This window comes from Nocardia sp. AB354, assembly GCF_049538315.1.
Taxonomy (GTDB): Bacteria; Actinomycetota; Actinomycetes; order Mycobacteriales; family Mycobacteriaceae; genus Nocardia; species Nocardia nova.
Genome location: NZ_JBMVFU010000003.1, coordinates 78,731 through 105,387 on the forward strand (window position 1 = coordinate 78,731; position 26,657 = coordinate 105,387).

13 protein-coding genes are annotated in these 26,657 nt (G+C 67.7%); 9 read left to right on the forward strand and 4 right to left on the reverse strand.

Annotated elements, in window-relative coordinates:
- The first annotated feature begins 250 nt into the window (after nucleotides 1–250).
- The 9 genes from ACPCUW_RS05230 to ACPCUW_RS05270 all read left to right on the forward strand — a co-directional run bounded on the left by ACPCUW_RS05230 (nucleotide 251) and on the right by ACPCUW_RS05270 (nucleotide 15,697).
- Nucleotides 251–1,180 carry an alpha/beta hydrolase gene (locus ACPCUW_RS05230; RefSeq protein ID WP_036525379.1) on the forward strand — a complete coding sequence of 310 codons (930 nt, stop codon included), beginning with the start codon at nucleotides 251–253 and terminating at the stop codon, nucleotides 1,178–1,180.
- A 233-nt stretch (nucleotides 1,181–1,413) separates the two neighbouring features.
- Entirely contained in the window at nucleotides 1,414–3,222 is a 1,809-nt protein-coding gene (locus ACPCUW_RS05235) for an alpha/beta hydrolase-fold protein (protein WP_423423833.1), read from the forward strand.
- A gap of 133 nt (nucleotides 3,223–3,355) precedes the next feature.
- Nucleotides 3,356–3,904, forward strand: a complete 549-nt coding sequence (locus ACPCUW_RS05240) for a DUF732 domain-containing protein (protein WP_169812448.1) — start codon at nucleotides 3,356–3,358, stop codon at nucleotides 3,902–3,904.
- The gene (locus tag ACPCUW_RS05245; RefSeq protein WP_423423834.1) at nucleotides 3,901–4,893 is read left to right on the forward strand and encodes a cutinase family protein; all 993 of its coding nucleotides are present in this window, start codon (nucleotides 3,901–3,903) and stop codon (nucleotides 4,891–4,893) included. Before ACPCUW_RS05240 ends, ACPCUW_RS05245 begins: the two co-directional genes overlap by 4 nt.
- Nucleotides 4,894–5,031: 138 nt before the next feature.
- A complete protein-coding gene (locus tag ACPCUW_RS05250) occupies nucleotides 5,032–6,066 on the forward strand; it encodes an LLM class F420-dependent oxidoreductase (RefSeq protein ID WP_030516807.1) in 1,035 nt (344 codons plus the stop codon).
- A gap of 242 nt (nucleotides 6,067–6,308) precedes the next feature.
- Nucleotides 6,309–8,231: a long-chain-fatty-acid--AMP ligase FadD32 gene (gene fadD32, locus ACPCUW_RS05255; RefSeq protein WP_030516808.1), complete on the forward strand. Its 1,923-nt coding sequence runs from the start codon at nucleotides 6,309–6,311 to the stop codon at nucleotides 8,229–8,231.
- Nucleotides 8,232–8,474: 243 nt separating this feature from the next.
- The gene (gene pks13, locus ACPCUW_RS05260) at nucleotides 8,475–13,799 is read left to right on the forward strand and encodes a polyketide synthase Pks13 (protein ID WP_423423835.1); all 5,325 of its coding nucleotides are present in this window, start codon (nucleotides 8,475–8,477) and stop codon (nucleotides 13,797–13,799) included.
- Nucleotides 13,796–15,340 carry an acyl-CoA carboxylase subunit beta gene (locus ACPCUW_RS05265; protein ID WP_290049698.1) on the forward strand — a complete coding sequence of 515 codons (1,545 nt, stop codon included), beginning with the start codon at nucleotides 13,796–13,798 and terminating at the stop codon, nucleotides 15,338–15,340. The genes pks13 and ACPCUW_RS05265 overlap by 4 nt, the downstream gene beginning before the upstream one ends.
- A 156-nt stretch (nucleotides 15,341–15,496) precedes the next feature.
- Entirely contained in the window at nucleotides 15,497–15,697 is a 201-nt protein-coding gene (locus ACPCUW_RS05270; protein WP_036497026.1) for a DUF5988 family protein, read from the forward strand.
- 38 nt (nucleotides 15,698–15,735) lie between these two features.
- Here ACPCUW_RS05270 and ACPCUW_RS05275 read toward each other — a convergent pair whose 3' ends face one another.
- The 4 genes from ACPCUW_RS05275 to ACPCUW_RS05290 form a co-directional block, all read right to left on the reverse strand.
- Complete coding sequence (locus ACPCUW_RS05275; protein ID WP_423423836.1) at nucleotides 15,736–19,107, reverse strand: arabinosyltransferase domain-containing protein; 3,372 nt, start codon at nucleotides 19,105–19,107, stop codon at nucleotides 15,736–15,738.
- A 112-nt stretch (nucleotides 19,108–19,219) separates the two neighbouring features.
- Nucleotides 19,220–22,471, reverse strand: a complete 3,252-nt coding sequence (locus tag ACPCUW_RS05280; protein ID WP_423423837.1) for an arabinosyltransferase domain-containing protein — start codon at nucleotides 22,469–22,471, stop codon at nucleotides 19,220–19,222.
- A gap of 50 nt (nucleotides 22,472–22,521) precedes the next feature.
- On the reverse strand, nucleotides 22,522–24,375 hold the full coding sequence (locus tag ACPCUW_RS05285; RefSeq protein WP_423423838.1) for a DUF6541 family protein: 1,854 nt from the start codon (nucleotides 24,373–24,375) through the stop codon (nucleotides 22,522–22,524).
- A 173-nt stretch (nucleotides 24,376–24,548) separates the two neighbouring features.
- Nucleotides 24,549–26,513 (reverse strand): arabinofuranosyltransferase, encoded by a 1,965-nt coding sequence (locus ACPCUW_RS05290; protein WP_423423839.1) that lies wholly within the window; start codon nucleotides 26,511–26,513, stop codon nucleotides 24,549–24,551.
- Nucleotides 26,514–26,657 lie beyond the last annotated feature (144 nt).

The window sequence follows — 26,657 nt, forward strand, 5'->3', positions numbered from 1 at the left end:
TTCGTAGCCGCGGCGTCGCTCATGTCGAAAGGTCGGGTTCGACGTGGGTGCAGATCATGCCGTCGCTGACGGAAGTGGTCGTGGCGCGGCGACAACAGCAGACAGCAGCAGAAAGAGAGCAGTATCCATGCGTTTCGGCAGGTCGGCCGCGCCGGTTTCGCATTCGGCGCTCGCGCCGGAGTCAGCCCCCAGAGGGCGGCGAGGCGCTCAGCGTGGTTGGCGCACACGACTTCTCGCTGCGGGTGCCGCGATGGCACTCCCGATTGCGGCGGGCATCATGGCCCCGGCCGCCATCGCCGCTCCCGTTCACGCACCCGTGCACCAGACGCCCGCGGGCGGCTACGACGAACTGATGGTTCCGTCGAGCATGGGCCCCATCAAGGTGCAGGTGCAGTGGGCGCGCAACGGCGGTAACGCGGCGCTGCTGCTGCTGGACGGCCTGCGTGCGCGCGACGACCGCAACGCCTGGTCGTTCGAGACCAACGCACAGCAGATGTTCGGCAACGACAACGTCACCCTGGTGATGCCGGTGGGTGGCCAGTCCAGCTGGTACGCCGACTGGCAGGGCCCGAGCAACACCAACGGCCAGAAGTTCACCTACAAGTGGGAAACGTTCCTCACCAAGGAACTTCCGGACTTCCTCAGCAACTACGGGGTTTCGCGGACCAACTACGCGGTCGCCGGTCTGTCGATGAGTGGTCCGGCGGCGCTGCGCCTGGCAGCGTTCCACCGGGACCAGTTCAAGTACGCGGCCTCGTTCTCCGGTCCGCTGAACTGGAACGCCCCCGGTATGCGCGAGGCGATTCGCGTGATGATGCTCGACGCCGGCCGCTTCAACGTCGACTCGATGGCCGCGCCGTGGAGCCCGCAGTGGCTGCGTTCGGACCCGATGGTGTTCGCGCCGCAGCTGCGTGGTCTGCCGATGTACATCTCGGCCGCCAGTGGTCTGCCCGGTCAGTACGACCACCCGAACGGCCTTGTCGGTGCGTTCAATACCGGTAACGCCATGGGCATCGAGCTGATCTCGATGGTCAGCACCCACTCGTTCAAGGCTCGCCTGGACTCGCTGGGCATTCCGGCCGCCTACGACTTCCCGCCCACGGGCACCCACGCCTGGCTCTACTGGCAGGACGAGCTGGCCAAGGCTCGCACGGGCATTCTGGCCGCACTGAACGCCTGATCAAGGGCCGTAACAACAACTGAACCCGGCGCCGCGCAGATCTGATCTGCGCGGCGCCGGCATGTTGCGGGCGGGCGCCGGTTGCGTTGTGCGCTGCGATTTCTCAGGTTTGCTGTCCGCGCGTCCTACCGCCTCCAGCCGTCCGGGCGCGGTACAACACTCCTGTGGCAGGTGTGGCATCTGGTAGACGGGGGACGGTTCGTCGCGGCCGCTGGGCCCGTCGACGACTCGCGATGCTGGCCGCTGCGGTGGTCGTGCCGATCGCCTCCGGAATCAGCGTCGCACCGCTGCCGGCATTCGCCGAACCCGCCGCGGTGCCCGCACCGGCCGGGGCGACGATCGAGAAGGTCGTCTGGCTGACAGATCGGCGCGTCGCCCTGTGGGTGAATTCGCCGTCCATGGGTTCACCCGTCCAGGTGCAACTACTGCTGGCCCGCGACTGGAATTCCCGCCCGGACGCGCGATTTCCGCTGCTGTTCATGCTCGACGGCCTGCGCGCTGAGGACGACGAGAGCGGCTGGACCAAGGATGCCGGGGCCGTCGACTTCTACGCCGACAAGAACGTCACCGTGGTACTGCCCATCGGCGGCCAGTCGAGCTTCTATTCCGACTGGGTGCAGCAGGACAACGGCAAGAACTACAAGTGGGAAACCTTCCTGACCAAGGAATTGCCGCCCCTGCTGGAGAACCAGTGGCGCGCCACCGACGCCCATGGCGTCGAGGGGCTTTCGATGGGCGGTACGGCCGCGATGTTCCTGGCCGGCCGCAATCCCGGCTGGGTGAAGTACGCGGCATCGTATTCGGGCTTCCTGACCACCACGAGTGTCGGTATGCCACAGGCGATCATGTTCGCGATGCGCGACGCCGGCGGATTCGACGCCAACGCCATGTGGGGCCCGCCGACGAATGCCGAGTGGTCCGAACACGATCCGTATCAGCTGGCGCCCAAGCTCAAGGGCATCAGCCTGTACGTTTCCGCCGGCAGCGGCACCACCGGCGCCTACGACAAGCCCTCCGATATCCCGGGCATCAGCACCAATTACGCCGGGATGGGCCTGGAAATGCTGTCCCGGCTGACCAGTCAGAACTTCGTCGACAAGCTGAACAAGCTGTCGATTCCGGTCCAGGCCAATTACCGCCCCTCCGGCACACATTCGTGGCCGTACTGGGATTTCGAGATGCGTCAGTCCTGGCCCCAGGCCGCGGCCGCGCTCGGCGTGGAGGCCGACAAACCCGCCTGCGCGGTGAACGGCGCGGTCGCCGCGGCCGTGCAGATCGACAAGTGGCTGGGTGACTGCGTCACCGGCGAATACCAGGTGACCAACGGCAGCGCGCAGGACTTCAAGGGCGGCCGGATGTTCTGGTCGCAGGCCACCGGCGCGCATGCGGTCGCGGGAGCGATCGGCGGGACCTACCAGGCGACGGCCGGACCGGGCGGCCCGCTGGGCTTGCCCACCGCCGCCGAACAGCCACTGCCGGACGGTCGGGGCCGCTTCCAGACCTTCCAGGGCGGTTCGGTCTATTGGACGCCGCAGACCGGCGCCCAGGTGATCCGCGGGGCGATTCTCGCCGAATGGGAGCGGCAGGGCTTCGAACGTGGCCCCGCCGGCTATCCGACCGGGCCGGAGGCCAAAACGCCGAACAAGGACGGCGTGGTGCAGGGCTTCCAGGGCGGCCCGATGTACTTCAGCGACAAGACCGGGGCGCACCGGGTGCAGGGCCTGATTCTCGGTAAGTACGCGCAGATGGGCTTCGAGAACAGCTGGCTCGGTTTCCCGGCCGCCGAGGAACAGCCGACCAAGGATCTGGGCCGCTACAGCAAGTTCGAGGGCGGCAACATCTACTGGAGTCCGCTCTCGGGGGCATGGGCCGTGCGCAACGGCCCGATCATGGACGCATGGGGGCAGCAGGGCTTCGAGAACGGCAAGCTCGGCTACCCCATCAGCGACGAGTTCCCGGTTCCCGGGGGCGTGCAGCAGAATTTCCAGACCGGATTCGTCGTCGTGCGCGACGGCAAACCGCCCGAGGTACACGGAGCCTAGGGCGATAAATCACCTTTAAGTGGTTGATGAGGGTTCCGGCCATGGGATCCCTGTCCGCGCCGGTTGCCGTTAACCTGGAGCGCGACCTGCTAGGAGTTCTAGCCCTCAGCGAACTAGATCGAGGACACGATTCATGCTTCGGACCCGTCCGGTCGGAGAACGGTACATCGCCGGTGGCAAGGTCGCCGGCATCATGGTCGCGCTGGCGGCCACGGGATTACTGGCCGCCTGCGGTGGTAACGATTCCACGGCGTCGAGCACGCCCACGTTGAAGCCGTCCACCACGACCGCCACGGTCGCGCCCGCGCAGAGTGCGCCGAACAGCGCGCCGGCGGCGCCCGAGCCCACCCAGGAACAGGCCCCGGCCACCAGCACCGCGAACGAGCGTCCGGAGCCGGCGCAGCCGAACTCGGGTGACAACACGCAGCTGTCGGCGAAGGATCAGGCCTATCTGGACGAGTTGAAGAAGCGCGGGGTGAATCCGTCCAGCCCGGACATCGCGATCACCGCGGCCAACTACGTCTGCCAGAGCAAGGCGAGCGGCGCCTCCGATCAGGAGGTCAAGACGTTCGTGAACGCGATGGCGGGCACCGACCCGTCCTTCGATCCGCAGAAGATGTCGGTTGAACAGGCGGGCCAGATCTACATCGACGTCGCGACCCAGTCCTACTGCAACAAGTGAACGCGCGACGACGTTCCGGATACGCCGCGGGCGGTCCCGGCCGCAACCGGCGGCCGGGCTGTCTGCTGTTCGTGCTGATCGCGGTCCTGACGGCGATCGTGGCGCTGGTGCTGTGGTTCGTGCTCGCGGGCCTGCTGCACGTCCCGAAGCCGGGACCGCCGAAGCCCGGTAAGCCCAGCAGCCAGCCGGCCTCCTGCCCGGATGTGCAGTTACTGGCGATTCCCGGCACCTGGGAGTCGAACAGCAACGACGACCCGCACGATCCGACGGCCAATCCGGCGTCGTTGATGCTGCATGTGACCAATCCGGTGCGCCAGCAGTTCCCGGAGTCCCGGCTCGACGTCTACACCGTCCCCTACGTCGCGCAATTCTCCAATCCGATCGCGCTTCCGCCGGACGGTCAATCGTCCTACAACAACAGCCGGTCCGAGGGCACGCAGCGTGCGCTGGCGGAACTCACCGATATGTCGAAGAACTGCCCGCTCACCAACTATGTGATCGCCGGATTCTCGCAGGGCGCCGTGATCGCGGGTGATATCGCGGCGCAGATCGGCGCCGGGCAGGGACCGATCGCCGGCGACCAGGTTCTCGGTGTGACGCTGATCGCCGACGGCCGTCGCGTGAACGGGCCCGGGCAGGCCGGTGAGATCGGGGTCTCCCCGCCGGGTGTGGGCGCGGAGGTCGCGCTGAAGGGTCTGTCGGTTCCGGGCATCACCATGACGGGGCCACGTGCCGGTTTCGGTTCGCTGGCCGGGCGCACGAACACCATCTGCGCGCCCGGGGATCTGATCTGCGACGCCCCGCAGCAGGCGTTGAATCCGGTGAATATCGTGCCCAGCCTGATGACCCTGGTCCATGCCGTGGGCAATCCGGTGCACAGCCTCTACAACACCTTCCAGGTGGACGATCAGGGCACCACGGCCACTCAATGGGCGGCCTCCTGGGCCGAGGGGCTGATCAAGGACGCGCCCCACCCGGCGCACGGCTGACGACCAGCGGTGACCGCGGTCGCCGGAGCTCCCGGGAAAAAAGTAAACCCGAGGGTCACTCAGATTTTGGTGAAGGCTGTAAAGTGCAGCGATGATCGCGCCACAGCGCACATCCGCACAGCCAGGAGCAGAGAGTTCATGACAGAAGCCGCCGCCGCCGGCGCGACCAGCGGTGTCGAGATGACAGCGCTGGGTGTTCCGGCGCGCGCGTTCCGATTCGCTGCTGCCGGTGAAGGAAATCAGCAGGAGGGCGGTGCGCGGAAATTCGTCAAGCTCGCCCAGCAGGCCGAGGAATACGGATACGACTCCTTCGCGATTCCGGACCACCTCGGCCCCCAGGTCGGGCCGATCGCCGCGCTCGGCGCGCTGGCCGTGGCCACCGACCGCATCCGGATCGGAACCTCGGTGCTGGCCAACGGTTTCCGGCATCCGGTGGTGCTGGCCAAGGACGCCGCGACCATCGACGTGCTCTCGCGCGGGCGGCTGGAACTCGGCGTCGGCGCGGGCTGGATCAAGAGCGAATTCGAAGCCGCCGGCCTTCCCTACGAATCGCCGGGCGTGCGGTTGGAGAAGCTGGACGAGGCGCTGACCATTCTCGATGTGCTCCTGCGCGGGCAGGAATGCCATTTCGAGGGCAAGCACTATCAGGTGCGCGGCATCAAGGGCACGCCGCGGCCGCGGCAGGGCCCGCGCCCGCCGCTGGTGACCGGCGGTGGCGGCCCCAAGATGTTGCGGCTGGCCGCCAAGCACGCCGACATCATCTCGGTCGTGCCGCGCACGACCAAGACCGGTAAGGGCCTGCTGTCGGGAATCACCCTCGAGAAGACCATCGAGAAGGTGAATCTCATCAAGGAGGCCGCCGGGGACCGGTTCCCCGACATCGAACTCAACTGGACCATCACCGCCGTCGTGATCACCGACGATCGCGAGCGCACGGCCGAGATGGCGTTGGCCGCCCTTGACAAGGGTTTGCACCCGGATCTCGAGGTCGATGTCCAGCTGTCGGTGGAAGACATCCTGAATTCGCCCTATGTGGCCATCGGCACATTCGAGGAGATCGCCGAGCAGATCCGTAACGTGCGGCGATTGACATCGATGTCCTATGTCGGAGTGTTTCCGACCCAGATGGATGCTTTCGCACCGGTGATCCCCTTGCTGCGAGAGGAGCCGTAGCGAGTCGCCACCGTGCAAGCCGGGGAATCGTTCGGCTCGCTCCGGAGACCGCTTCGGGGCCTGCTCTGTAACATGTCCCTGGCTCGAGTACATCTAGCCGATAGGTGGTCACCGCGCAGACCACCGGAAAAAGCTGCAGGCATGCTCTCGCACCGCAGAGCGCCCGCGGGTGAAAGAGAGTCGGGGCCTCACAGGTAACAGCGGCCATGTCGCCGTGCTGCGTGTGCCTCGGAGGAGAAGGAATGACGGACGAGACTTTCGACGACTACCTGGACGAAACCGGGAACATCGCAATTCCCGAGGGCCGCACCCTGGTCGATTACGTCGAGAAGCACACCCGCAACGATGCGAACGATCTTGCGTATCGCTATATCGACTACTCCCGCGAGCGCGACGGGGAGTATCAGGACCTGACCTGGAAGGAATTCGGCGTCCGGCTGCGCGCGGTGGCCGCTCGCCTGCAACAGGTGACCAAACCCGGCGACCGGGTGGCGATCCTGGCGCCGCAGGGCCTGGACTATGTGATCTCCTTCTTCGCCGCCATCTACGCCGGCACCATCGCGGTGCCGCTGTTCGATCCGGACGAGCCGGGCCACACCGACCGCCTGCACGCCGTACTGGGCGACTGCAAGCCGTCGGCGATTCTGACGGCCAGCTCCTCGGCCGCCGGCGTGCGCCAGTTCTTCCGGCCGCTGCCGGCCGCGCAGCGTCCGCGCATCATCGCCGTCGACGCGGTGCCCGACACTCTCGGCGAGTCCTGGGTGCGGCCGAATCTGGCCGTCGACGACATCGCCTACCTGCAGTACACCTCGGGTTCGACCCGGACCCCGGCCGGCGTGGAGATCACCCACCGCGCGGTCGGCACCAACCTGCTGCAGATGGTTCACGCCATCAATCTGGACTGGAACTCGCGTGGTGTCACCTGGCTGCCGCTGTACCACGACATGGGCCTGCTGTGCGTGATCCTGCCGGCGATCGGCGGTAAGTACATCACCATCATGTCGCCGAGCGCCTTCGTCCGGCGCCCGGGTCGCTGGATCTCCGAGCTCGCCGCGGTATCCGACGGTGCCGGCACCTTCGCCGCCGCGCCGAACTTCGCCTTCGAGCACGCTGCGGCGCGCGGTCTGCCGAAGAACGGCGAAACGCTGGATCTGTCGAACGTGATCGGCCTGATCAACGGCAGTGAGCCGGTGACCACCTCGTCGATGAAGAAGTTCAACGAGGCCTTCGCCCCCTACGGGCTGCCCAAGACCGCGATCAAGCCCTGCTACGGCATGGCCGAGGCGACTCTGTTCGTCTCCGCGACGCGGGCCGAGGACGAGGCCAAGGTCATCTACGTCGACCGCAACGAACTCAACGCCGGCCGCGTGGTGAAGGTCGACCAGGGCGCGCCGAACGCGATCGCACAGGTGAGCTGTGGCTACATCGCGCTGTCGCAGTGGGCCGCGATCGTCGACCCCGAATCCATCGACAGCCCCGAGGGCGCGCAGGAGCTGCCCGAGGGCCGCGTCGGCGAAATCTGGTTGCACGGCAACAACATCGGCATCGGTTACTGGGGCCGCGAGGAGGAAACTCGCAAGACCTTCAAGAACCTGCTGACCAACCGCCAGGCCGAGGGCTCGCACGCCGCCGGCACCCCCGACGACGCGATCTGGCTGCGCACCGGCGACTACGGCGTCTACGTCGACGGCGAGCTGTACATCACCGGCCGCGTCAAGGACCTGGTGATCGTCGACGGCCGCAACCATTACCCGCAGGATCTGGAGTTCTCCGCGCAGGAGGCCAGCAAGATGCTGCGCCCGGGCTTCATCGCGGCGTTCTCGGTGCCGGCCAACCAGCTGCCGGCCGAAGTCTTCGCCTCGGACAGCCACGCCGGTCTGAAGTACGACGCCGACGACGCCTCCGAGCAGCTGGTGATCGTGGCCGAGCGGGGCCCGGGCGCGCACAAGGCCGACCCGCAGCCGATCGCCGACGCGGTGCGCGGTGCGCTGTCGCAGCGTCACGGCGTGACCGTGCGTGACGTGCTGCTGGTGCCCGCCGGTTCGATTCCGCGTACCTCGAGCGGCAAGCTGGCACGCCGGGCGTGCCGGGCCGCGTATCTGGAGGGCACCCTGCGCGGCGGCTATCAGCAGCAGGCCTTCCCCGACGCACCGGACGAAGAGTAAGTCGTGTTCCCGGTGAATTCCCACCGTTCCGAGATCGGGGTTTCTCGTCGCCCCGGCCGGTCCGTTGGTCGCTGTGACGTGCCCGTTCGACGGGCCGGCCGGCAGCCCGCAGCGGTGTGGAATTCGCCGGGGGACGCGATCTGCCGGCGGGTTGTCCACAACCCGCGACTTATCCACATGACGGCGAATCGGCTGTCAATCCCCGCCCGCGCAACATTCGCACACAGGTAGCTTGAGGAATTGATGGCTGACAACGAGGGCACCCAGACGACGGCAACCACCGGCGACGCGAACGCCGAGGTGGAGCAGCAGACCACTGCGACCGAACAGAGTGTGACCGAACCGGGCGGCGCGGCGAAATCCGGCGGCACCGATATGTCGGTGGCCGAGCTGCGCGAGTGGCTGCAGCGCTGGGTCGCCGACGCCACCGGCCAGCCCGTGGAGCAGATCACGGTCGACCGGCCGATGGAGGAATTCGGCCTGGCCTCCCGTGACGCGATCGCCCTGGGCGGTGATATCGAAGAGCTCACCGGCGTCCTGCTGAACGCGACGATCGTGTATCAGCACCCGACGATCGCGGCGCTCGCCGAGCGGATCATCAACGGTGAGCCGGAGGCGCCGGAGGAGGCGGCCGACGACTCCTTCTACACCGCCGGATACCAGCCGGGGGCGGCGCACGATATCGCCATCGTCGGCCTGTCCACGCGATTGCCCGGAGCAGGCGATACGCCGGAGTCGACCTGGGATTTCCTGATCAACCGGGGCGACGGCATCCGGGAGCTGCCCGAGGGCCGCTGGTCCGAATTCCTGGCCGATCCGGATATCGCGGCGGCCGTCGAGAACGGCAATACCCTCGGCGGCTATCTCGACCAGGATGTGATCAAGGGCTTCGACGCGGAGTTCTTCGCGATGTCGCCGGTCGAGGTCGAGCGCGTCGATCCGCAGCAGCGGCTCATGATGGAGCTGACCTGGGAAGCGTTGGAACACGCGCGAATTCCGGCGAATACCCTCAAGGGTGAATCGGTCGGCGTGTTCATCGGCACCTCGACCAACGATTTCTCGTTGATCGCCGCACTGGGGCTGGGCAAGTCGGACGCCGACGCTCCGGCCTCGGCCGATGCCTACGCCCTCACGGGCGGCTCCACCGCGATCGTCGCCAACCGGGTGTCGTACTTCTACGATTTCCGCGGTCCTTCGGTAGCCGTGGACACCGCGTGCTCCTCGACCCTGGTAGCGGTGCACGACGCGGTGCGTGCCCTGCGCAACGGCGACGCCGACGTGGCGCTGGCCGGTGGTGTGAACATGCTGCTGGCCCCCGCGATCACGCTCGGATTCGACTCCATCGGCGCGGTCGCGAAAGACGGCCACATCAAAGCGTTTTCCTCCGATGCCGACGGCATGGTCCGCAGTGAGGGCGCCGGCATGGTGGTGCTCAAGCGCCTGGCCGACGCCGAACGCGACGGAGACCGAATTCTCGCGGTGGTGAAGGGCACTGCCGTCAACTCCGACGGCCGTTCCAACGGCATCGTCGCCCCGAATCCGGATGCCCAGGTCGATGTCCTGCGCCGCGCGTACCGGGATGCCGGTATCGCGCCCTCGACCGTCGACTACATCGAGGCACACGGCACCGGTACCCCGATCGGTGATCCGATCGAGGCCGACGCGCTCGGCCGGGTGGTCGGCCGTGGGCGCGAAGATGACAAGCCGGCGCTGCTGGGTTCGGCGAAGACCAACTTCGGACATCTCGAATCCGGCGCCGGCGCCGCCGCCCTCGCCAAGGCGATTCTGGCGTTGCAGCACAACGTCATTCCGCCGAATATCGGCTACGCGGGGCCGAGTCCCTTCATTCCGTTCGATCAGGCACACCTGAAGGTCGTCGACGAGCCGACCGAATTCCCGCGCTACAGCGGTACCGCCACCATCGGTGTCTCCGGATTCGGATTCGGTGGCACCAACGCGCACGTGGTCATCCAGGAATACGTACCGGCCGCCGCAACCGAGGTGAAAGACGATGCGGCACAGGGTACTTCGGCCGAAACCGAGCTCGACGCCGAACTCGACAACGAGGCGACCGATGTGCTCGCCGGTGCCGAGGCCATCATCGAGGGCAACGATCCGCTGGCCGAACCCGAGCCCGTCGCCGAGGCTGCCGAGTGGACGCAGGAACGCACCGAGCCCCTGCCGGTGATCCTGCCGGTTTCGGCCTATCTGCCGTCGCGCCGTCGCCGGGCCGCGAGCGACCTCGCCGACTGGCTGGAATCCGAAGCGGGACAGGCGACTCCGCTCGAGGATGTGGCACGGTCGCTGGCCAAGCGCAACCACGGGCGTTCGCGCGGCGTGGTGCTGGCGAAGACGCACGAGGAGGCAGTGGCCGGCTTGCGCGCCATCGCCGCCGGTAAGCCGGGACCGGGTGTGTTCACCGCCGATTCCCCGGCCGCCCAGGGCCCGATGTGGGTGCTGGCCGGATTCGGCTCGCACCACCGGAAGATGGGTAAGCAGCTCTATCTGGAGAATTCGATCTTCGCCCGGACCGTGGACGAGGTCGACGAACTGGTTGTCGACGAGGCCGGATATTCGGTCAAGGAGATGATCCTCGACGACGCCCAGGACTGGGATGTGGGCACCTCGCAGGTGGGTGTGTTCACCATCCAGCTCGGTCTGGCCGCGCTGCTGCGTGCGCACGGCGCCGAACCGGCGGGCGTGGTGGGACATTCGCAGGGTGAGGCGGCCGGTGCCTACATCTCCGGTGGCCTCCCGCTCGAGGACGCGGTGCGGGTGATCTGCGCACGCTCGCGGCTGATGGGCGAGGGCGAGCAGATGATCACCGACGACCAGGTGCGCAATATGGCCCTGGTCGAGTACAGCGCCGAAGATATCGAGAAGGTGCTGCCGGAGTATCCGGATCTCGAGGTGGCGGTGTACGCCGCGCCGACCAATACCGTGATCGGCGGACCGCCCGACCAGGTGCACGCGATCGTGGCGCGCGCCGAGGCCGAGGGCAAATTCGCCCGGGTACTGCAGACGCGCGGCGCGGGACACACGTCGCAGATGGATCCGCTGCTGGGCGAGCTGGCCGCGGAGCTGGCCGGTATCGAGCCGACCAAGGTGACCACGGATCTCTACTCGACCGTGCACAAGGCGACCGTGTACAAGGCCGGTTCGGACCCGGTGCACGATGTCGATTACTGGGTGACCAATATGCGCGGCTCGGTGTACTTCACCAACGCGATCCGCCGCGCCGTCGACGCCGGCATCACCACCTACCTGGAACTGGCGCCGAATTCCGTTGCGCTCATGCAGGTCATGGGCACGACCTTCGCCGCCGGTGTGCACAACGCGGCCCTGATCCCCACGCTCAAGCGTAAGGAGGACGAGGCCGCGGGCGTCATCTCCGCGCTCGCCCAGCTGTATGTGCAGGGCCATCCGGTCGACCTGGTGTCGCTGCTGCCCGCCGGTGACTACGCCGACGTGCCGCGAACGGCCTTCCTGCGCAAGGAGTACTGGCCCAAGGTCAGCATCGCGACGGGTTCGGGCAGCGGTCGCGCACCCGGTGCGCACGTGGCGCTGCCCGACGGCCGCCACGCCTGGGAGGTCGCGGCCTCGGCGGTCACCGATCTGGCCGGTCTGGTGAATGCGGCTGCGGCGCAGGTGTTGTCGGAGGTGGCACTGGGTCCGACCGTCGCGCATTCCCCGCTGCCGGCGTCCGGCACCTTGACCACGACGCTCACCCCGCATCCGGGCGGAGCCTCGGTGCAGGTGCACGTCCGCGAGGGCAATGCGTTCCGGCTGCTGTTCGATGCGGTGGTCACCGCGAGCGCGCCGTCCGGCAACGGAACTCCGGCTCCCGCGGTCCAGCCCGCTCCCGCTCCGGCCGAGACGGACAGCGGCACAGCCGATCTCGTCGTCGCGGAGAGTTTCGGCGAACGCTGGGATCCGAACGGTACGCAGACCGTCGAGGAGCGCCTGGCCACCATCGCCGCGGAATCCATGGGTTATGCCGTGGAGGATCTGCCGATGGAGATCCCGCTGATGGAGCTGGGGCTCGACTCGCTGATGGCGATGCGGATCAAGAACCGCGTCGAATACGAATTCGACATCCCGTCGCTGCAGGTCTCCGCGGTGCGCGATGCCAGCCTCAACGAGGTCGGCAAGGTGCTGCGCTACGCGATCGAGCACCGCGACCAGGTCGCAGCGATGGCGGAAAAGCAAGCCGCCGAAGGTGGTTCGCTCACCGTGGACGACAACTTCGTCGCCGCCGCGCGCGCAGCGATGGAGGCCGGGGAGGACCCGGCCGCGGCGGTGAAGCAGCAGGTGCAGGCCGCCGAGCCGAAGCCGGCCGAGACGGTTGCTCCCGCCGGCGACGCGGTCGATGCGAAGACCGGATCCGAGAACGGCACCGCTCCCGCGCAGGCGGCGGCAGTGTTCGGCGGCGGCCGAGACGCGGGCACCAAGGAACCGGAATCCGACGTGCCCCCGCGTGATGCGGCCGAGCGGTTGACCTTCGCGGCTTGGGCGATGGTGACCGGTAAGTCGGCCGGCGGCATCTTCAACACCCTGCCGATCCTCGACGAGGACACTGCGGAGAAGCTGGCCGCGCGCCTGTCGGATCGGGTCGGCAGCACCGTCGACGTCGACGATGTGCTCGACTGTGAGACGATCGAACAGCTGTCGGATATCGTTCGCCGGCACCAGGATTCGGCTACCGAGGTCGAAGGCTTCATCCGTCCGCTGCGGCCGCTGCCCGAGGGCTCGACAGCGATCCCGGTCTTCGTCTTCCACCCCTCGGGCGGTAACACGCTGGTGTACGAGCCGCTGCTCAAGCGGCTGCCGGAGGGCACTCCGATGTACGGCTTCGAGCGGATCGAGGGCTCGATTCCCGAGCGGGCCCGCGAATACGCCGCCGAAATTCGCAAGATCTTCCCCTCCGGCCCGTATGTGCTCTACGGCTGGTCGCTCGGTGCGGTGTTCGCCCTGCAGGTCGCCCAGATCATGCGTGCCGAGGGCGACGACGTCCGGCTCGTCGGTCTGATCGACCTGGCGATCCCGGTCGAGGACGAGGACCCGTCGCCGGAGGGCCGTCGCGCGCGGATCGAGCGTTTCCAGGCGTTCGCGCAGAAGACCTACGGCATCGAGGGACAACTCGACGAGGAGATGCTGCAGGAACTCGCGGAGGCATCCGACGAAGAGCAGTACGAGATCATCATGAGCCTGCTCAAGTTCGCGGACGTCAAGATTCCCGGCGGTGTGCTGGAGCATCAGCGCACGTCCTGGCTCGACGGGCGCGATCTGCAGAAGGCTCAGCCGTCGCACTACGAGGGCGATGTGACGCTTTATCTCGCCGACCGCTATCACGACGGCATCATTGAGCTCGAGCCTCGTTTCGCCGATCGGCAGCCGAACGGCGGATGGGATGGTTACATCCCCAACCTGGAAGTCATCCACATCCCGGGTGACCACCTCCAGATCATCGATGAACCGCGCGTCGCGCAGATCGGTGCCGACCTCACCCGGAAACTGGCCGCGATCAGCACCGAAGCCGACGATGCGCCCGGGAAGGGAGAGCAGTGAGTACGACCGCCGAGAGGCTTGCCGACCTGCGGAAGAAGCTGGAACTCGCGCAGGAGCCGGCCGGCGAAGCGGGGATTGCCAAGCGGGCCAAGAAGGGTATCCCCTCGCCGCGCGAGCGGATCAACATGCTGCTGGACCCGGGTACCTTCGTGGAAATCGGTGCGCTGGTTCGCAATCCGGCGGACAAGAACTCGCTGTACAGCGACGGTGTGGTCACCGGCCACGGGCTGGTGGAAGGCCGGCCGGTGGCGGTGTTCTCCCACGACCAGACCGTGTACGGCGGGACGGTCGGCGAGATGTTCGGCCGCAAGGTCGCCTCACTCATGCGCTTCGCCGCCAAGATGGGTTGCCCGCTGGTCGGCATCAACGACTCCGGCGGCGCGCGCGTGCAGGAGGCGGTGACCTCGCTGCGCTGGTACGGCGAGATGGCGATCGTCCAGGAATCGCTCTCGGGTGCGGTGCCGATGGTGTCGCTGATCCTCGGCAACTGTGCCGCCGGTGCGGTGTATCAGCCGATCTGTACGGATGTCGTGATCGCCACCGCATCCGCGCACATGTTCGTCACCGGTCCCCAGATCACTCGCGAGGCCACCGGTGAGGATGTGAGCGCCGACGAGCTGGGCGGCGCCTACAACCAGGCCGATTGGGGCAATATTCACCACGTCGCCAAGGACGAGAAGGCGGCGTTCGAGTGGGCGCGCGAATATCTGAGCTACCTCCCGTCCAGCTGCCAGGAGGAGCCGCCGATCGTCAATCCGGGCCTCGAGCCCGAGATCACCGAAACCGATCTGGAACTGAACAGTTTCGTCCCCGACTCCGACAACGCCAGCTACGACATGCACGAGGTGCTGCTGCGGATCTTCGACGACGGCGGCTTCCACGAGGTCGGGTCCGATATGGCCCGCAACATCATCACCGGTTTCGCCCGGGTCGACGGCCGGTCGGTCGGTGTCGTCGCCAACCAGCCGATGTACCTGGCGGGTGCGCTCGACGCCAAGGCGTCCGACAAGGCCTCGCATTTCGTGCGGATGTGCGATGCGTTCGAAATTCCGCTGGTGCTGGTTGTGGACACGCCCGGCTTCATGCCCGGTTTGGAGCAGGAGAAGGCCGGCGTCATCAAGCGCGGTGGCCGCTTCTTGTTCTCCTTCGTGGAGGCGACGGTTCCGAAGGTCACCGTCGTGGTTCGCAAGGCCTACGGCGGCGGCTGGGCGGTCATGGGGTCCAAGGCCCTGGGCGCGGATGTGTACTTCGCTTGGCCCACCGCCCGGATCGCCGTGATGGGTGCGGAGCAGGCGGTCGGCCTGGTCGGCCGTCGCCAGCTCGAGGCGGCGCCGGAGGATCAGCGTGAGGCCATCCGCAAACAGATGATCGACTTCTACAACGCGACCGCGGCCACCCCGTGGCCCGCGGCCGAGCGCGGCTACATCGATGCGGTCATCGAACCCTCGGCGACCCGCCTGGAGATCCGCAAGGCGCTGACGCTGCTGCGGGACAAGCGCCTGCAGCGCAACCCGCGCAAACACCACCTGCTGCCGCTGTAGACCGGCACATGAGCGCACAGCGCCGCCCGCACCGCACGAGCGGTCCGGGTGGCGCTGTCGCGGGTATGCCGGGGTAACGTCCGGTTGAACGCCGGGTAGCGCGTGTCTTTCGTGGAATCGCCCGGTCGGCGGGCCGCCATATGAGAGCCTTCAGCTATGGGTAGCTCACCGAAGGCTGTACTCGAAGGCGGGCCGGCCGACCTGCCGCACCGCATCGTTCCCATCACCCCACCCGGCATCGAATTACGCGTGCAGAACGCCGGTGGCTACGAACGCTTCAAATCCACGCCACGCCGCCAGGACACTCCCGAGGGCAATCTCCCGGTCTACGAGTGGATCGAACACGTCGACGTGTAGGCCCCGGCCCGGCAATCCCACATCGCTGCATACGACGATCAGAACACGCGCAGCTGTCCCGGACTCCAGAATCCGGAGCGCGTCGCGGTGCCGGTGTCCACCTTCGCCGGTGTGGCATCGGTGTAGTACCGGTTGTAGCGCTCCAAGGTGCCCCAGTCACGAGCCCAGTTGTCCTTCAGATAGGTCGGGATCGTGGTGGAGCCCGCCAGCATCTGGGTGAAACCGAGCGGGCCGCCGAATTCCTCGGCCTGCCAGGTGTCGGTCGAGCTCACCGCGAGCGGGCGGTCGGGCAGGATGCGGTAGTTCGGCATGGTCGCCACGCCGTAGCGGTGCGGGAACGGGTTCTGGCACGGGAACTGCAGGCCCACCGCCCAGTCCTCGAGCACCGGCTGCTCGGAGCCCAGGAAGTTGTTCAGCGTGACCATCTTCGGCACTCGCGGCGGTGTGAACGCCAGCCACTGGTCACCGATCAGCACATTGCGATTGGCCGAGATCCGCACCGCATCGGCGTCCGCGGCGATCTCCGACAGCGGAACGCGCAGGTTGCGCCACGAGGGCGCCGGGCCGATATCGCGCGGGACGTAGCTGCCCTCGAATTTCACCGAACCGTCGGGCTGGCGTTTGCCGTACTCGAGCTTCAGGTCCTGGCCGTACTGCAGCGCCCCGGTCTGGTCGAAGGACAGGATGCGGCCGGCCGCGGAGATGACCACCAGCGGTGCATCGGCCGAGCGAGCGGGTAGTTCGTACCAGCTCGAGGTCAGATGCGCGGGCTGCTGCAGGCCCTGCTGATAGCTGCCCATCACCGGGGTCGCCTTCGGGTCGAGGCCGTAGGGCAGTGCCACCGTGGAGCCGTTGATACCGGCCTCTTTCGTGGTGCCGCCGCCGGTGCCCGCGTTCTGTCCCTCGGCGAAGTTCGCGCCCACCGACTGGTTGGAGGTGTTACCGGTGCCCGGCTTCACCTCCACCGCATCGGCTTTCAGATCGGTCGGCACGCCGTTGGGATCGAAGCCGGTCGGGTCGACACCGGCCAGCGGATCGTTGTCCTTGGGCGGATGCGCGGGATCGATGATCGGATTCAACCGGCCCTGGTTCGGGTTCGACTCGACCAGAACGTCATCGGCGATTCCGCAGCGGTTGCCGTCGACCGCGTCGACGTTGCCGCGGGCCAGTGAGTAGGCCGGGTACTGGGTCACAGCGCCCTTGGCCAGCGACAGCACCTCGAACAATACCATCGCCGCGGCGACGAGCGTCAGCGGAATGGCCGCGAACCGGCGAATGCGCTTGCCGCGCGAGGATTTCGAACTCTCCGGCGGTTTGGCGTAACCCTCGCGCAGCGCCTGCCAGGCCACCACCGCGAGCGCGAGGCCGAACAGCACCAGCATCAGCGTGTTGGACTGGAAGCCGTGCAGGGAGACCGTCTTGTCGAACCACGGCACGCCGTAACTCGAGACGTACCAGTAGCCGTTGGTGCCGGAGAACGACAGCGCCAGAGCGAACAACAGAGCGGCCAGGAAGATCGAGCGGTTCTTGCGCGACCGCAGCGCCGTCGCCGAAACCGCGACCGCGGTCACCGCCGCGAGCGCACCCGCGATGCCCGCGTACGCGCCGAAGTGGTGGGTCCACTTGGTCGGGTTGAACATCATGAAGAAGATGGTTCCGCAGACCACCCCGATCAACCGCCAGGTCGGACCGCTGGAGATGCCGGGAATCTGCTTGCGCCGCAACAACACCAGGGCGGTGGTGATCAGGCACAGGATCATCACGATGAAGGCGAACCGGCGCGAGACCGAGCCGTCGACGGTCTGCACGAACAGGTAGTAGTAGCGCAGGTAGTCCTCGTACCAGGCCAGGTTCGGACCGGTGAGGCGCCGCACGCGGTTGGCCTCCTGGATCCCGGCGAAGGTCTGGTCGCTGTAGACGACGGTGAGCACCAGGAAACCGGCCGCCGCGATCGGCGCCAGCAACGGTAGTGAGGATACGAATCCCGAAGCGCGCCAGCCGCTACCGGCACGCGCCTGCAGGTCGCGCTTGCGGCGCACCACGATTCGAATCAGCGGCCGGATACCGGCGAGCAGGGCGGCCACACACATCAGGCCGGTCGGCGCCGCGGCGAGGGTGAACGCCGCGACCAGTACCGCGCCGGCGGCGGGCAACAGGCGTCCGGTGGCGATCGCGCGTTCGATGGACACCCAGGTCAGCAGCGCGCCCAGCGCGACGATCGGCTCCGAGCGCAGGCCGTTGTCGTAGGGCAGCCAGAAGGCGAGGAACACCAGCCCGCCAGTCCACAGCGCGACCTTCGAGGTCCGCACGCTGCGGCCCAGTCGTGGCACCACCTCGCGGCTGATCACCATCCAGCACAGGATTCCGCACAGCAGCGCGGGAATGCGCACCCACGGGCTGGCCGTGGAGATCTGCGCGAAGACCTGGATGACGTCGTAGTACCAGCCGAACGGCGCCTCCGGCACGCCGTACCAGCGGAAGTAGTTGGCCAGATAGCCCGCGTGCGGTGCCACTCGCACCATGGTCAGGATGTAGCCGTCGTCGGAGGTATTGGCGCCGATGAAGTGCCACACCAGCAGAATGCCCAGGACCGCGCCGTCGGCCCAGGTCGGCTTCAGCCAGTGCGCGGGGAAGAAGCGGCGGTGGCCGCGGCCGTCGCTGGTGTCGAGGCGGCCGAGTGCGGCCAGCGCGATGAGTGTGCACAGCACCGCGGCGATCATCGCGACCAGTTTGATTACGGTCGGCGAGGACGAGAAGCGGGAATCGACGGTCATGTGGAACGACAGCCCGGCCGGCGCCGCACCCTTCAGATCCGAGAACACGCCGACCACCTGCGGCCGCAGATCACCCTGCAGGGCGCCGTCGACCGGCACGGTCACGGTTTCGGTGCCGCCGTCGGCGGTGGGCCGTTCGACCTGCTTGGTCAGGCCCTCGAAGTGGGCGTAGGTGCGGTCGATATCGGAGGTGATGGTGATGGCGGTGCAGCCCTCGAGCTCGCTGCGCTTCGCGGAAGCGACGATCGCGTTGCGGTCGACCACGTCGACCGAATCGCTGGTGACACGCACGAACATGCCCTCGAGCGCGGCGCGGTCGCCCTGCGGCGGCGCGGTGTTGAGCAGCATGCCGCCCTGGGGCAGCGCGGCCACCGTCGAACACGGGATGGATGCCCGCAGATCCACCGGGACCTGCGACATCAGCGGCGCCTCGACATTGCCGATGCTCCCGCCCTGCGGCCAGTTCACCTCGGCGGTGGTCTGCTGGACCGGCAGAAACGGGGTGGCGAGCGCGAAGATCGCGCCGAGCAGGCCGGCGATCACGGCGATCATCCGGGCGGTGCGGAAATCGCGCGACGTCACCGGTTGTTCGGCGACCGTCGGTTTGGTCAAGACAGCTGTTGCGGCGTCGGGCACGGATGGTGATGTTATCTGCCCACACTGAGAGTGACCGTGTTCACGGGAACGGTTCGGACCTATCGATTTTCCGAACCGTTGCCCGTGCTTCCGCTACATACCGGTCGACCTGCTATTTCACTTTGATGGGCGCATCCTTGGCCCAGCCCCAGCGCGTCCGAACCGTCACCCCGACATCGGCCTGGCGCGCCTCCGGGACGTAGGGGGTGAACCGTTCCAGCGAACCCCAGTCGCGGCTCCAGTCGTCGTTCAGATAGGCGGGGATGGTCTGGGCCGACAGCAACAATCCGGTCCAGCCCAGTGGACCGCCGCCGATATCGTCCTGCCAGGCGTTGGAGGCGTCGGAACCGACCCGGTCCGGCAGGATGCGCCACTTCGGCACCTCGGCCACGCCGTCCTTGTGGTCGAACGGGCGCTGGCAGGGGAAGGCCAGGCCGACGTGCCAATCCTCGAGGACGGGATCGGTGTGTCCGACCACCGAATCGAGGGTGGCGAGCTTCGGCAGGCGTGGCGGTGTGACCGCGAGCCACTGCCGCGGCGTCAGATCGTTGGCGACCGCTACGATCCGCACCGCGTTGGTCCCGTCCGGAATGCGGTCCAGCGGCACCCGCATATTCCGCCACGACGGCGCGCCGCCGATATCCAGCGGCACGAACGAGCCCAGCGGCCGCACGGTGCCGTCGGCGGCGCGGTCGCCGAATTCGACGCGCAGATCCTGGCCGTAGGTGACCACGCCGTCGGCGTTCACCGATTTGATCCGTCCGGCCGCGGTGACCACCAGGACCTTGCGGTCCGGATCCTGGCGGGCGCCGGGCAGGTCCATCCGGTACCAGCCCGAGGTCAGATGCGCCTGCTGTTTGGTCCCGGTGGTGTAGCTGCCCAGCACCGGGGTGCGGGCCGGATCCAGACCGAACGGCAATGCGACGGTGCTGCCGTTGACGCCCGCCTGCTGTGTGGTGCCGCCGCCGGTGCCCGCGGTGGTGGTGCGGGTGGTCTTGTTCGCGGAATCGGCGTTGACCGAATTCGCGCCGCCGGTGGTCGTCTCCTCGGCGTCGGCGGTCAGATCCTTGGCCACACCGTTCGGGTCGAAGCCCACACTGTCGGCGCCGAGCGCGTCGGCCGCGGAACCGGAGTAGGGCTGCAGCAGGGAATCGGCGGTATCGGTTTCGGTGAGGACCGCGTCGGCCAGGGAGCAGGGATGTCCGCCCAGGGCACGGATATTCGACTTCGCGATGGAATAGGCCGGATATTGCGTAATCGCACCCTTGCCGAGGGAGGCGACCTCGAACAGCACCATGACCGCGGCCGCGATGGTCAGCGGTTGCACCGCCCAGGTGTCGAACCGCCTGCGGCCCTCGGTCTTTCGATACGGCTCGCGATAGTACTGATACGCCGCCAGCAGCAGGCTCAGCACCGCGAGTCCGAGGAACAGCGTCGAGAGCCCCTTACCCGCGACCAGCGGCGCCTTGTCGTACCACGGCACACCGTAGCTGGAGACGTACCACCAGCCGTTGGATCCGGTGAACGTGATCGCCAGCAGGAAGAACACCGCCGCCGCGAACAGCGAGCGGTTGTAGCGGGCGCGAATTCCGTTGATACCCACCGCGACCGCGGTCAGCGCCGCGAGCGAACCGGCCAATCCGGCATAGACGCCGAAGTGGTGGGTCCACTTGGTGGGGGTGAACATCATCAGCAGCAGCGACATGAACACGATGCCGAGGATGCGGGCCGAAGGGCCCTTCGAGGTACCCGGAATGCGGCCGTTCTTGCGCAACATGACCAGAACGCAGACCAGCAGGCACAGCAGCATGCCGAGAATGCCGAACCGGCGGGCCAGCGAGCCGTCCGGCGCCAGCATCAGCAGCGAATCCCAGCGGGTCCGCTCGTCGAACCAGGCCACATTCGGTCCGATGATCTTGCGGACCCGGGTCGCCTCCATCACCGAGGCCAGTGTCTGATCGGCGAAGACCACCACCAGGACCAGTGCTCCGGCGGCCGCGCCCGGTGCGAGCAGGGCGCCGTACCGCAGTACCGCCGCGCGGGCCGAACCGCCGCCGCGGGCGCGGGAGATGATGTGCTGCAGGACCGGTCGCGAGCCGGCGACCAGGGCGGCGATGCAGATCAGGCCGGTCGGCCCGGCGGCGAGCGAGAACGCCGCGATCAACACCGCGATCGCGGCGGGCAGCAGTCGTCCGGTCGCGATCGAGCGTTCGATCGAGCACCAGGTCAGCAGCGCGCCCAGGGCGATCAGCGGTTCCGGGCGCAGGCCGTTGTCGTAGGGCAGCCAGGCGACCAGGAACACCAGCCCCGCCGTCCACAGCGCCACGGTGTCGCGACGGACGCGAGAACCCAGGCGCGGCAGCACTTCCCGGCTGATCACCAGCCAGCACAGCACGCCGGCCAGCAGGGCCGGCAGCCGCATCCACCAACCGGTGTCGCTCACCCGGGTCATCCACGCCAGCACCTCGTACGGCCAGCCGAAGGGTGCCTCGGCCACTCCGAACCAGCGGTAGTAGTTGGCCATATAGCCCGAATGTTTCGACGCCCGGGCCATATTCAGGATGTAGCCGTCGTCGGAGGTGTTGGCGCCGATGATGTGCCAGACCACCAGGGTGCCCAGCACCACCACATCCGCGACGGTGACCCGCCACCAGTGGGCCGGCAGGAAGCGGCGCGGTCGTCGTCCGTCGGCGGTATCGATCAGGTGCAGGCAGATCAGTGCGATGAGGGTGAAGACGACCGCGCCGATGATCGCGGCCAGCTTCAGCGGGCTCGGCGTCGACGAGAAGCGCGAGTCGATGGCGGCGTGCAGGTGGGCGTCACCGAGCTGCGCTCGCGTCAGATCGGTGAAGACGCCGACGATTTGGGGTCGCACATCGCCGCCGACGGTATTGGTGAACGGTGTGCCGTCCTGCCGTGGCACACCGGTGAATTCGGCCGTCGTGGCCTGGGCCGTGGAGGTGACGACGAAGCGCGCGCAGCCACCCACCTCGGCCAGCGGCGCCGAGAGCAGCGGAATATCGCGCAGCAGCACCGAGAGTGTGCGCCCACCCGGCTCGTCGGTGACCTTGGCGATCAGACCCTTCGCAGAGGCATTGGGTGCGTCGGCGGGCACCGTGGACAAGACCGTGCCGCTGGGTAGTTCGCGTAGCGCGCTGCACGGCAGCGAGGCGTCGACGGTGAGCGGCACATACGACACCAGTGGCGCGTTCACCGGGACCGATTGCGGCTGCGGCCAATCCAGGCTCGCCCGGTCCTCCCGCACCGGTAGCAGCGGTGTGAGCACCGCGAGGGCGACGGCGATCAAGCCCGAAAGGAGGGCGATCACGCGGATGCGGGGAAACGCTGGAGAGTCTGCGCGCACCCAGCGATGCTAGGCGACCGGAGCGACGGGCCCGGAGGTGGCAGGGCGCATCACCGCAGTCCGCGCACATCCCAGACGACGACACCGTCGACCACCTGCCCCGGGATGCCGAGCAGCTGGTCGAGGGTCGCGCGGATCGCCCCGCCGTGTTCGGTGGGCGGCAGGACGACCACGTCGGCGTGCCAGTAGGCCAGATCGGTCAGCGCTTGCGCCCTCACCCGGGAATCGACCGGCTGGATCCGATCGGTTTTCTGCGCCCGCATCAACAGCGTCGCGGTCGGCCGATCGTCGGGACCGTAGCGGCCCTTCTTGTCGGCCGTCGGCCCGACGAAATAGCCGCCCGCGAGCGGAAAGCCGAAATGGGCATCGACCTGCCAGTTCAGCGGCTGGGCGTCGAGCCGGGTGGGCGGCGGCGCGATGACGACCGAGCCGTCGCCGACATAGCGGCCGACCGTGCCGTCGGTGAAGAACCGCGGCGTCGGATCGCGATGGGTCACCGGCAGCACGGTGGGGACCAGCGGGACCAGTGCCAGCGCGACGGCGGTGAACCAGATCGCCGGCCGCAGGTCGTTCGTGCTGGTGCCGGCGTACTCGAGGATTCGCTGCGTCCCCAGCGCCAGGATCACCGCGAGCGCCGGAATCGCGGCCATGGTGAAACGCGTCTCCAGCACGGTGTTCAGCAGCGGCACGTGGTCGAGCCAGTGCCACGGGAGGGTGATCCCGGTATCGGACCTGCCGATTCGCAGCGATACGCCCAGCGACAGGACGCTGAACACGACGATCACCGTCGTGGCCGCGCGAATCGCCCGATAGTCGCGGTGGCGTGAGCGCCACAGCCAGACCGCGGTCACAGCGGCCGAGGCCAGCAGCGGCCAGCCGAAGAAGGCGTTCTCCTCGGTCGGATTGATCGCCGGGGTCTTGCCCGGGGCGAAGACCCCGCCCAGCGATTGCGAGGGAAATTCGACCAGCGCCTCGAGATCGTTGCCCATCGGCCCGTGGTCGATGGACCGGTAACTTTGCGGCCCGAAGAACTGCCACCACAGCGGAATCGCCGTGGCGGCCACCGTGATCACCGCGGCCAGCGCCAGGGTCGGCGTCACGGCACGTACCACCCGCAGCCCGGTCCGAGGTTCGTGCAGGTAGTAGACGAGGGCGTACAGGCCGAAGCCCAGGGCGAAGATCAGCAGCGGCTCCTCGCCGAGCGCGATCTGCAGCGCGACCAGAACCGCGAGCACCACGGCCTCTCGCATTTGCCGCGCCCGGCTCACCGTTTCGTCGGACGCGGCCCGGCGCGCCATCCGGACGACCAGGATCGCGAGCACCGGCAGGATCGCCAGACCGACGAAATTGGGGTGGGCGTTGGCATGCGAGATCATCGCGGGTGCGAAGCCGCAGAACGCGCCGCCCAGGGCGGCGGCGAAACGGGATCGCACCAACTCCCGCGAGAACAGCCAGTACCAGGCGAAACCGGTTCCGGCGAGACCCAGGGTGAGCACGAGCGCGAAGGTGACGGTCGGGCCGAACAGCACGGTCACCGGCGTCAACGGAATCCCGACGCCGAACATGGCGGTATTGGCCATCATGTTCACGCCGTCGGGATGGTTCTGCAGATTCGTGCCCAGCGGGTTGTGCCGATGGATCACCGCATGTGCGGTTTCGGCGAAGAACCACTCCCACATCGACTGGTCCTGGCCACTCTTCACCAGGTATCCGTGCGCGGTGTCGCGCCACTGCCCGGACAGTACGTACACAGCGGCAGTGAGATAGAGGACGGCGACCGCGAGATCGGCGCGGGACGCGAGCAGCCGTTCGAGCAGCCGCGCGCCCCGGGAGGGTCTGTCCGCGGGTCTCGGCTCCGGGGACGTGCGCAGCTCGTGCCCATCGGACAGAACGGCCGCGCTCACCGCCGGACGCTGTGACTCGTCGGGAACCGCTGGCCCGCCCTGCACCACTGGTAAAACACTCCTTCGGCCGACAATCAGCCACCCACCGTACCCATCCGGAGTGAGGTGGCGCCGAATGAGCGTTGGTTATCCACAGGAACGGGGAAATTCCACAGCGTTATCCACAGTGCGGGTCAGGAGCGCACGACCAGGGTGAAGGGCCCGATATCCGTGATCCGGAAATGCGGATCGGCGAAGAGCGTCCCCGGGAATTCGACGGTGTAGCGGCGCACGTTGGGGTCGTTGGGATAGACGTCCTCGGCCAGGCGCAGGGTGTAGTTCTCGCCGCTGCGGCGGAACAGGAAGGCGTCCGGCGCGCGCCACGGAGAGTGGTTCAGCGCGTCGATCAACTCGGCCGGTGATTTCAGCTCGCTCCAGCGCTTGATCTCGGCGGCCCGGGCCGGGAAATCGGCGAGCGGGTTGGCGTAATGCGAGGTCAGGGCCTGGAAACCGAAATACGGATAGTAGGACAGGAAGCTCGTGTCGGCGGTGAGGAGCACCGTCTCGTCGCGGGGCCGCCCGGTCTGCTCGGTGAGGACCTGGTCGATGTGGCCGTAATGCGACACCGCCGAGGGGCTGCGCTTGTCCGCTCGTACCCCGTTGCCGTCGGTGTCGGTGTAGGCGGTGGTGATCTCGGCATTCAGGATGCCGGGAACGCTCTGTGTGAAGGCCAGCGCACCGAGGACCGCCACCACCGCGGTTGCCGCCCGGAATCGTCGCGGTTCGTCGAGGGCTTGGTACACGGCTCGTGTGCCCTCGACGAATCCGAACGCTCCCGCCGCGGCCAGCAGCACCTGCAGGATGGGTTCCAACCGGAAGGCCAGCCCCGTCGTACCGGCGGCCGTGACCAGCATGGAGGCCAGCGACCACAGATAGATCGCGACCACCGAGATGGCGAGTGCCTGGGCCCGTCGCGAACTCGCGGCCCGCACCACCAGCCAGAGGGTGCCGAGCAGGCAGAGGGCACCGAGCAGCGGTTCGGAGAAGTCGAACATCGGGAACGCCAGCCGCGAACCGGATTCCGGCAGGTAGTGCAGGGCCGTATTGGATTCCGGCGGATGCCCGGTCAGCACTTTCGCCAGATACGGGGCCCAGACGATGAGGGCCAGGATCGCGGCGATCACGCCCATGACGATCAGCCGCAGCAGAATCGGCCACAGCAGGCGGAAGAGGCCCAGCCGCGGAGCGCGCGGCTGATGTACCGCGATCTCGCGCTGCTGCCACCACAGGGTTGCCCAGGCGACGAGACCCATCAGGACCACGGTGAAGACCGCGACCACGAAGAACAGCGTGTAGAACATCGCCGACAGTCCGAGGAACGCCCCCGCTCCGAGCGCCGCGCCCCAGCCGCCCGCGGTGCGCGGCTCGCCGGCCGGGCTCCCCGTCGCCCCGAATTCGGCGGGTCGATACAGCGCACCCCACGCCAGCACCATCGCCGGCGCGAACAGGATCACCAGCACGGCGCTGTAGGCCTCGGGGGAGGCGAACGCCACCATCACCGCGGTGGTCGTCGCCGCGACCGCGACCGCCCAATCCCAGCGGATCAGCTTGGACCACAACACGAGTGCCAGCACCGACGCCACCGCCAGCGACACGATCGCATAAGGCTTGAACGTCTCCCACCCGGCCAGGCCGAGCAGATTCGCGACCCGTCCGCCGATCCAGAACCAGCCGGCGGGGTAGTACGCCGGAATGTCGGCGTAGGTCATATCGTGCAGCGCGGCGGTATCGGTGAGGCGCGTCAGATATTCGGTGCGGAATTCCTGATCCACCGAAATGCCGAACAGATACAGCTTGGTCGCCGCGAGCGGCATTCCCAGCGTTACCGTGACGAAGGCGGAAATACCCGCCCAGGACAGCACTTTCGCCACCCACGGCCACCGGCGCATCCGGATCAGCACGACGGCGAGCACCAGCAGCACCGCCGCACCCGCCTGCCCCACGGTGGTCAGCGCGCGAGTCACATTGGAGGAGTTGAACGCCGGCCATTGCACCGCCGACATCGCCGTCAGCCCGATCGCCGCCACCAGCGCGGCGACCACCGCCCCGACGACAGCTTCCCCGAGCCCGCCCCCGACCTGCCGGACTAGTACGCGCACAGTGCCTCCGGATCCTCTCTCGCCGCCGATCTGCCCGCGAGCCTACAAGCCGGGTGGAACCGGTTCGCGTCGGCGCGATGCTCGCGCTGTGCCGGCGGCCGTCCTCGTGAAACGACGAAGGAGAGCCGGCGCTCGGTAGCGGCG

Coding starts and splice junctions, on each gene's coding strand:
- ACPCUW_RS05270 (WP_036497026.1), top strand. CDS start 15,497: ATGGGTAGCTCACCGAAGGCTGTACTCGAAGGCGGGCCGGCCGACCTG.
- ACPCUW_RS05235 (WP_423423833.1), top strand. CDS start 1,414: ATGCTGGCCGCTGCGGTGGTCGTGCCGATCGCCTCCGGAATCAGCGTC.
- fadD32 (WP_030516808.1), top strand. CDS start 6,309: ATGACGGACGAGACTTTCGACGACTACCTGGACGAAACCGGGAACATC.
- ACPCUW_RS05250 (WP_030516807.1), top strand. CDS start 5,032: ATGACAGAAGCCGCCGCCGCCGGCGCGACCAGCGGTGTCGAGATGACA.
- pks13 (WP_423423835.1), top strand. CDS start 8,475: ATGGCTGACAACGAGGGCACCCAGACGACGGCAACCACCGGCGACGCG.
- ACPCUW_RS05230 (WP_036525379.1), top strand. CDS start 251: ATGGCACTCCCGATTGCGGCGGGCATCATGGCCCCGGCCGCCATCGCC.
- ACPCUW_RS05240 (WP_169812448.1), top strand. CDS start 3,356: ATGCTTCGGACCCGTCCGGTCGGAGAACGGTACATCGCCGGTGGCAAG.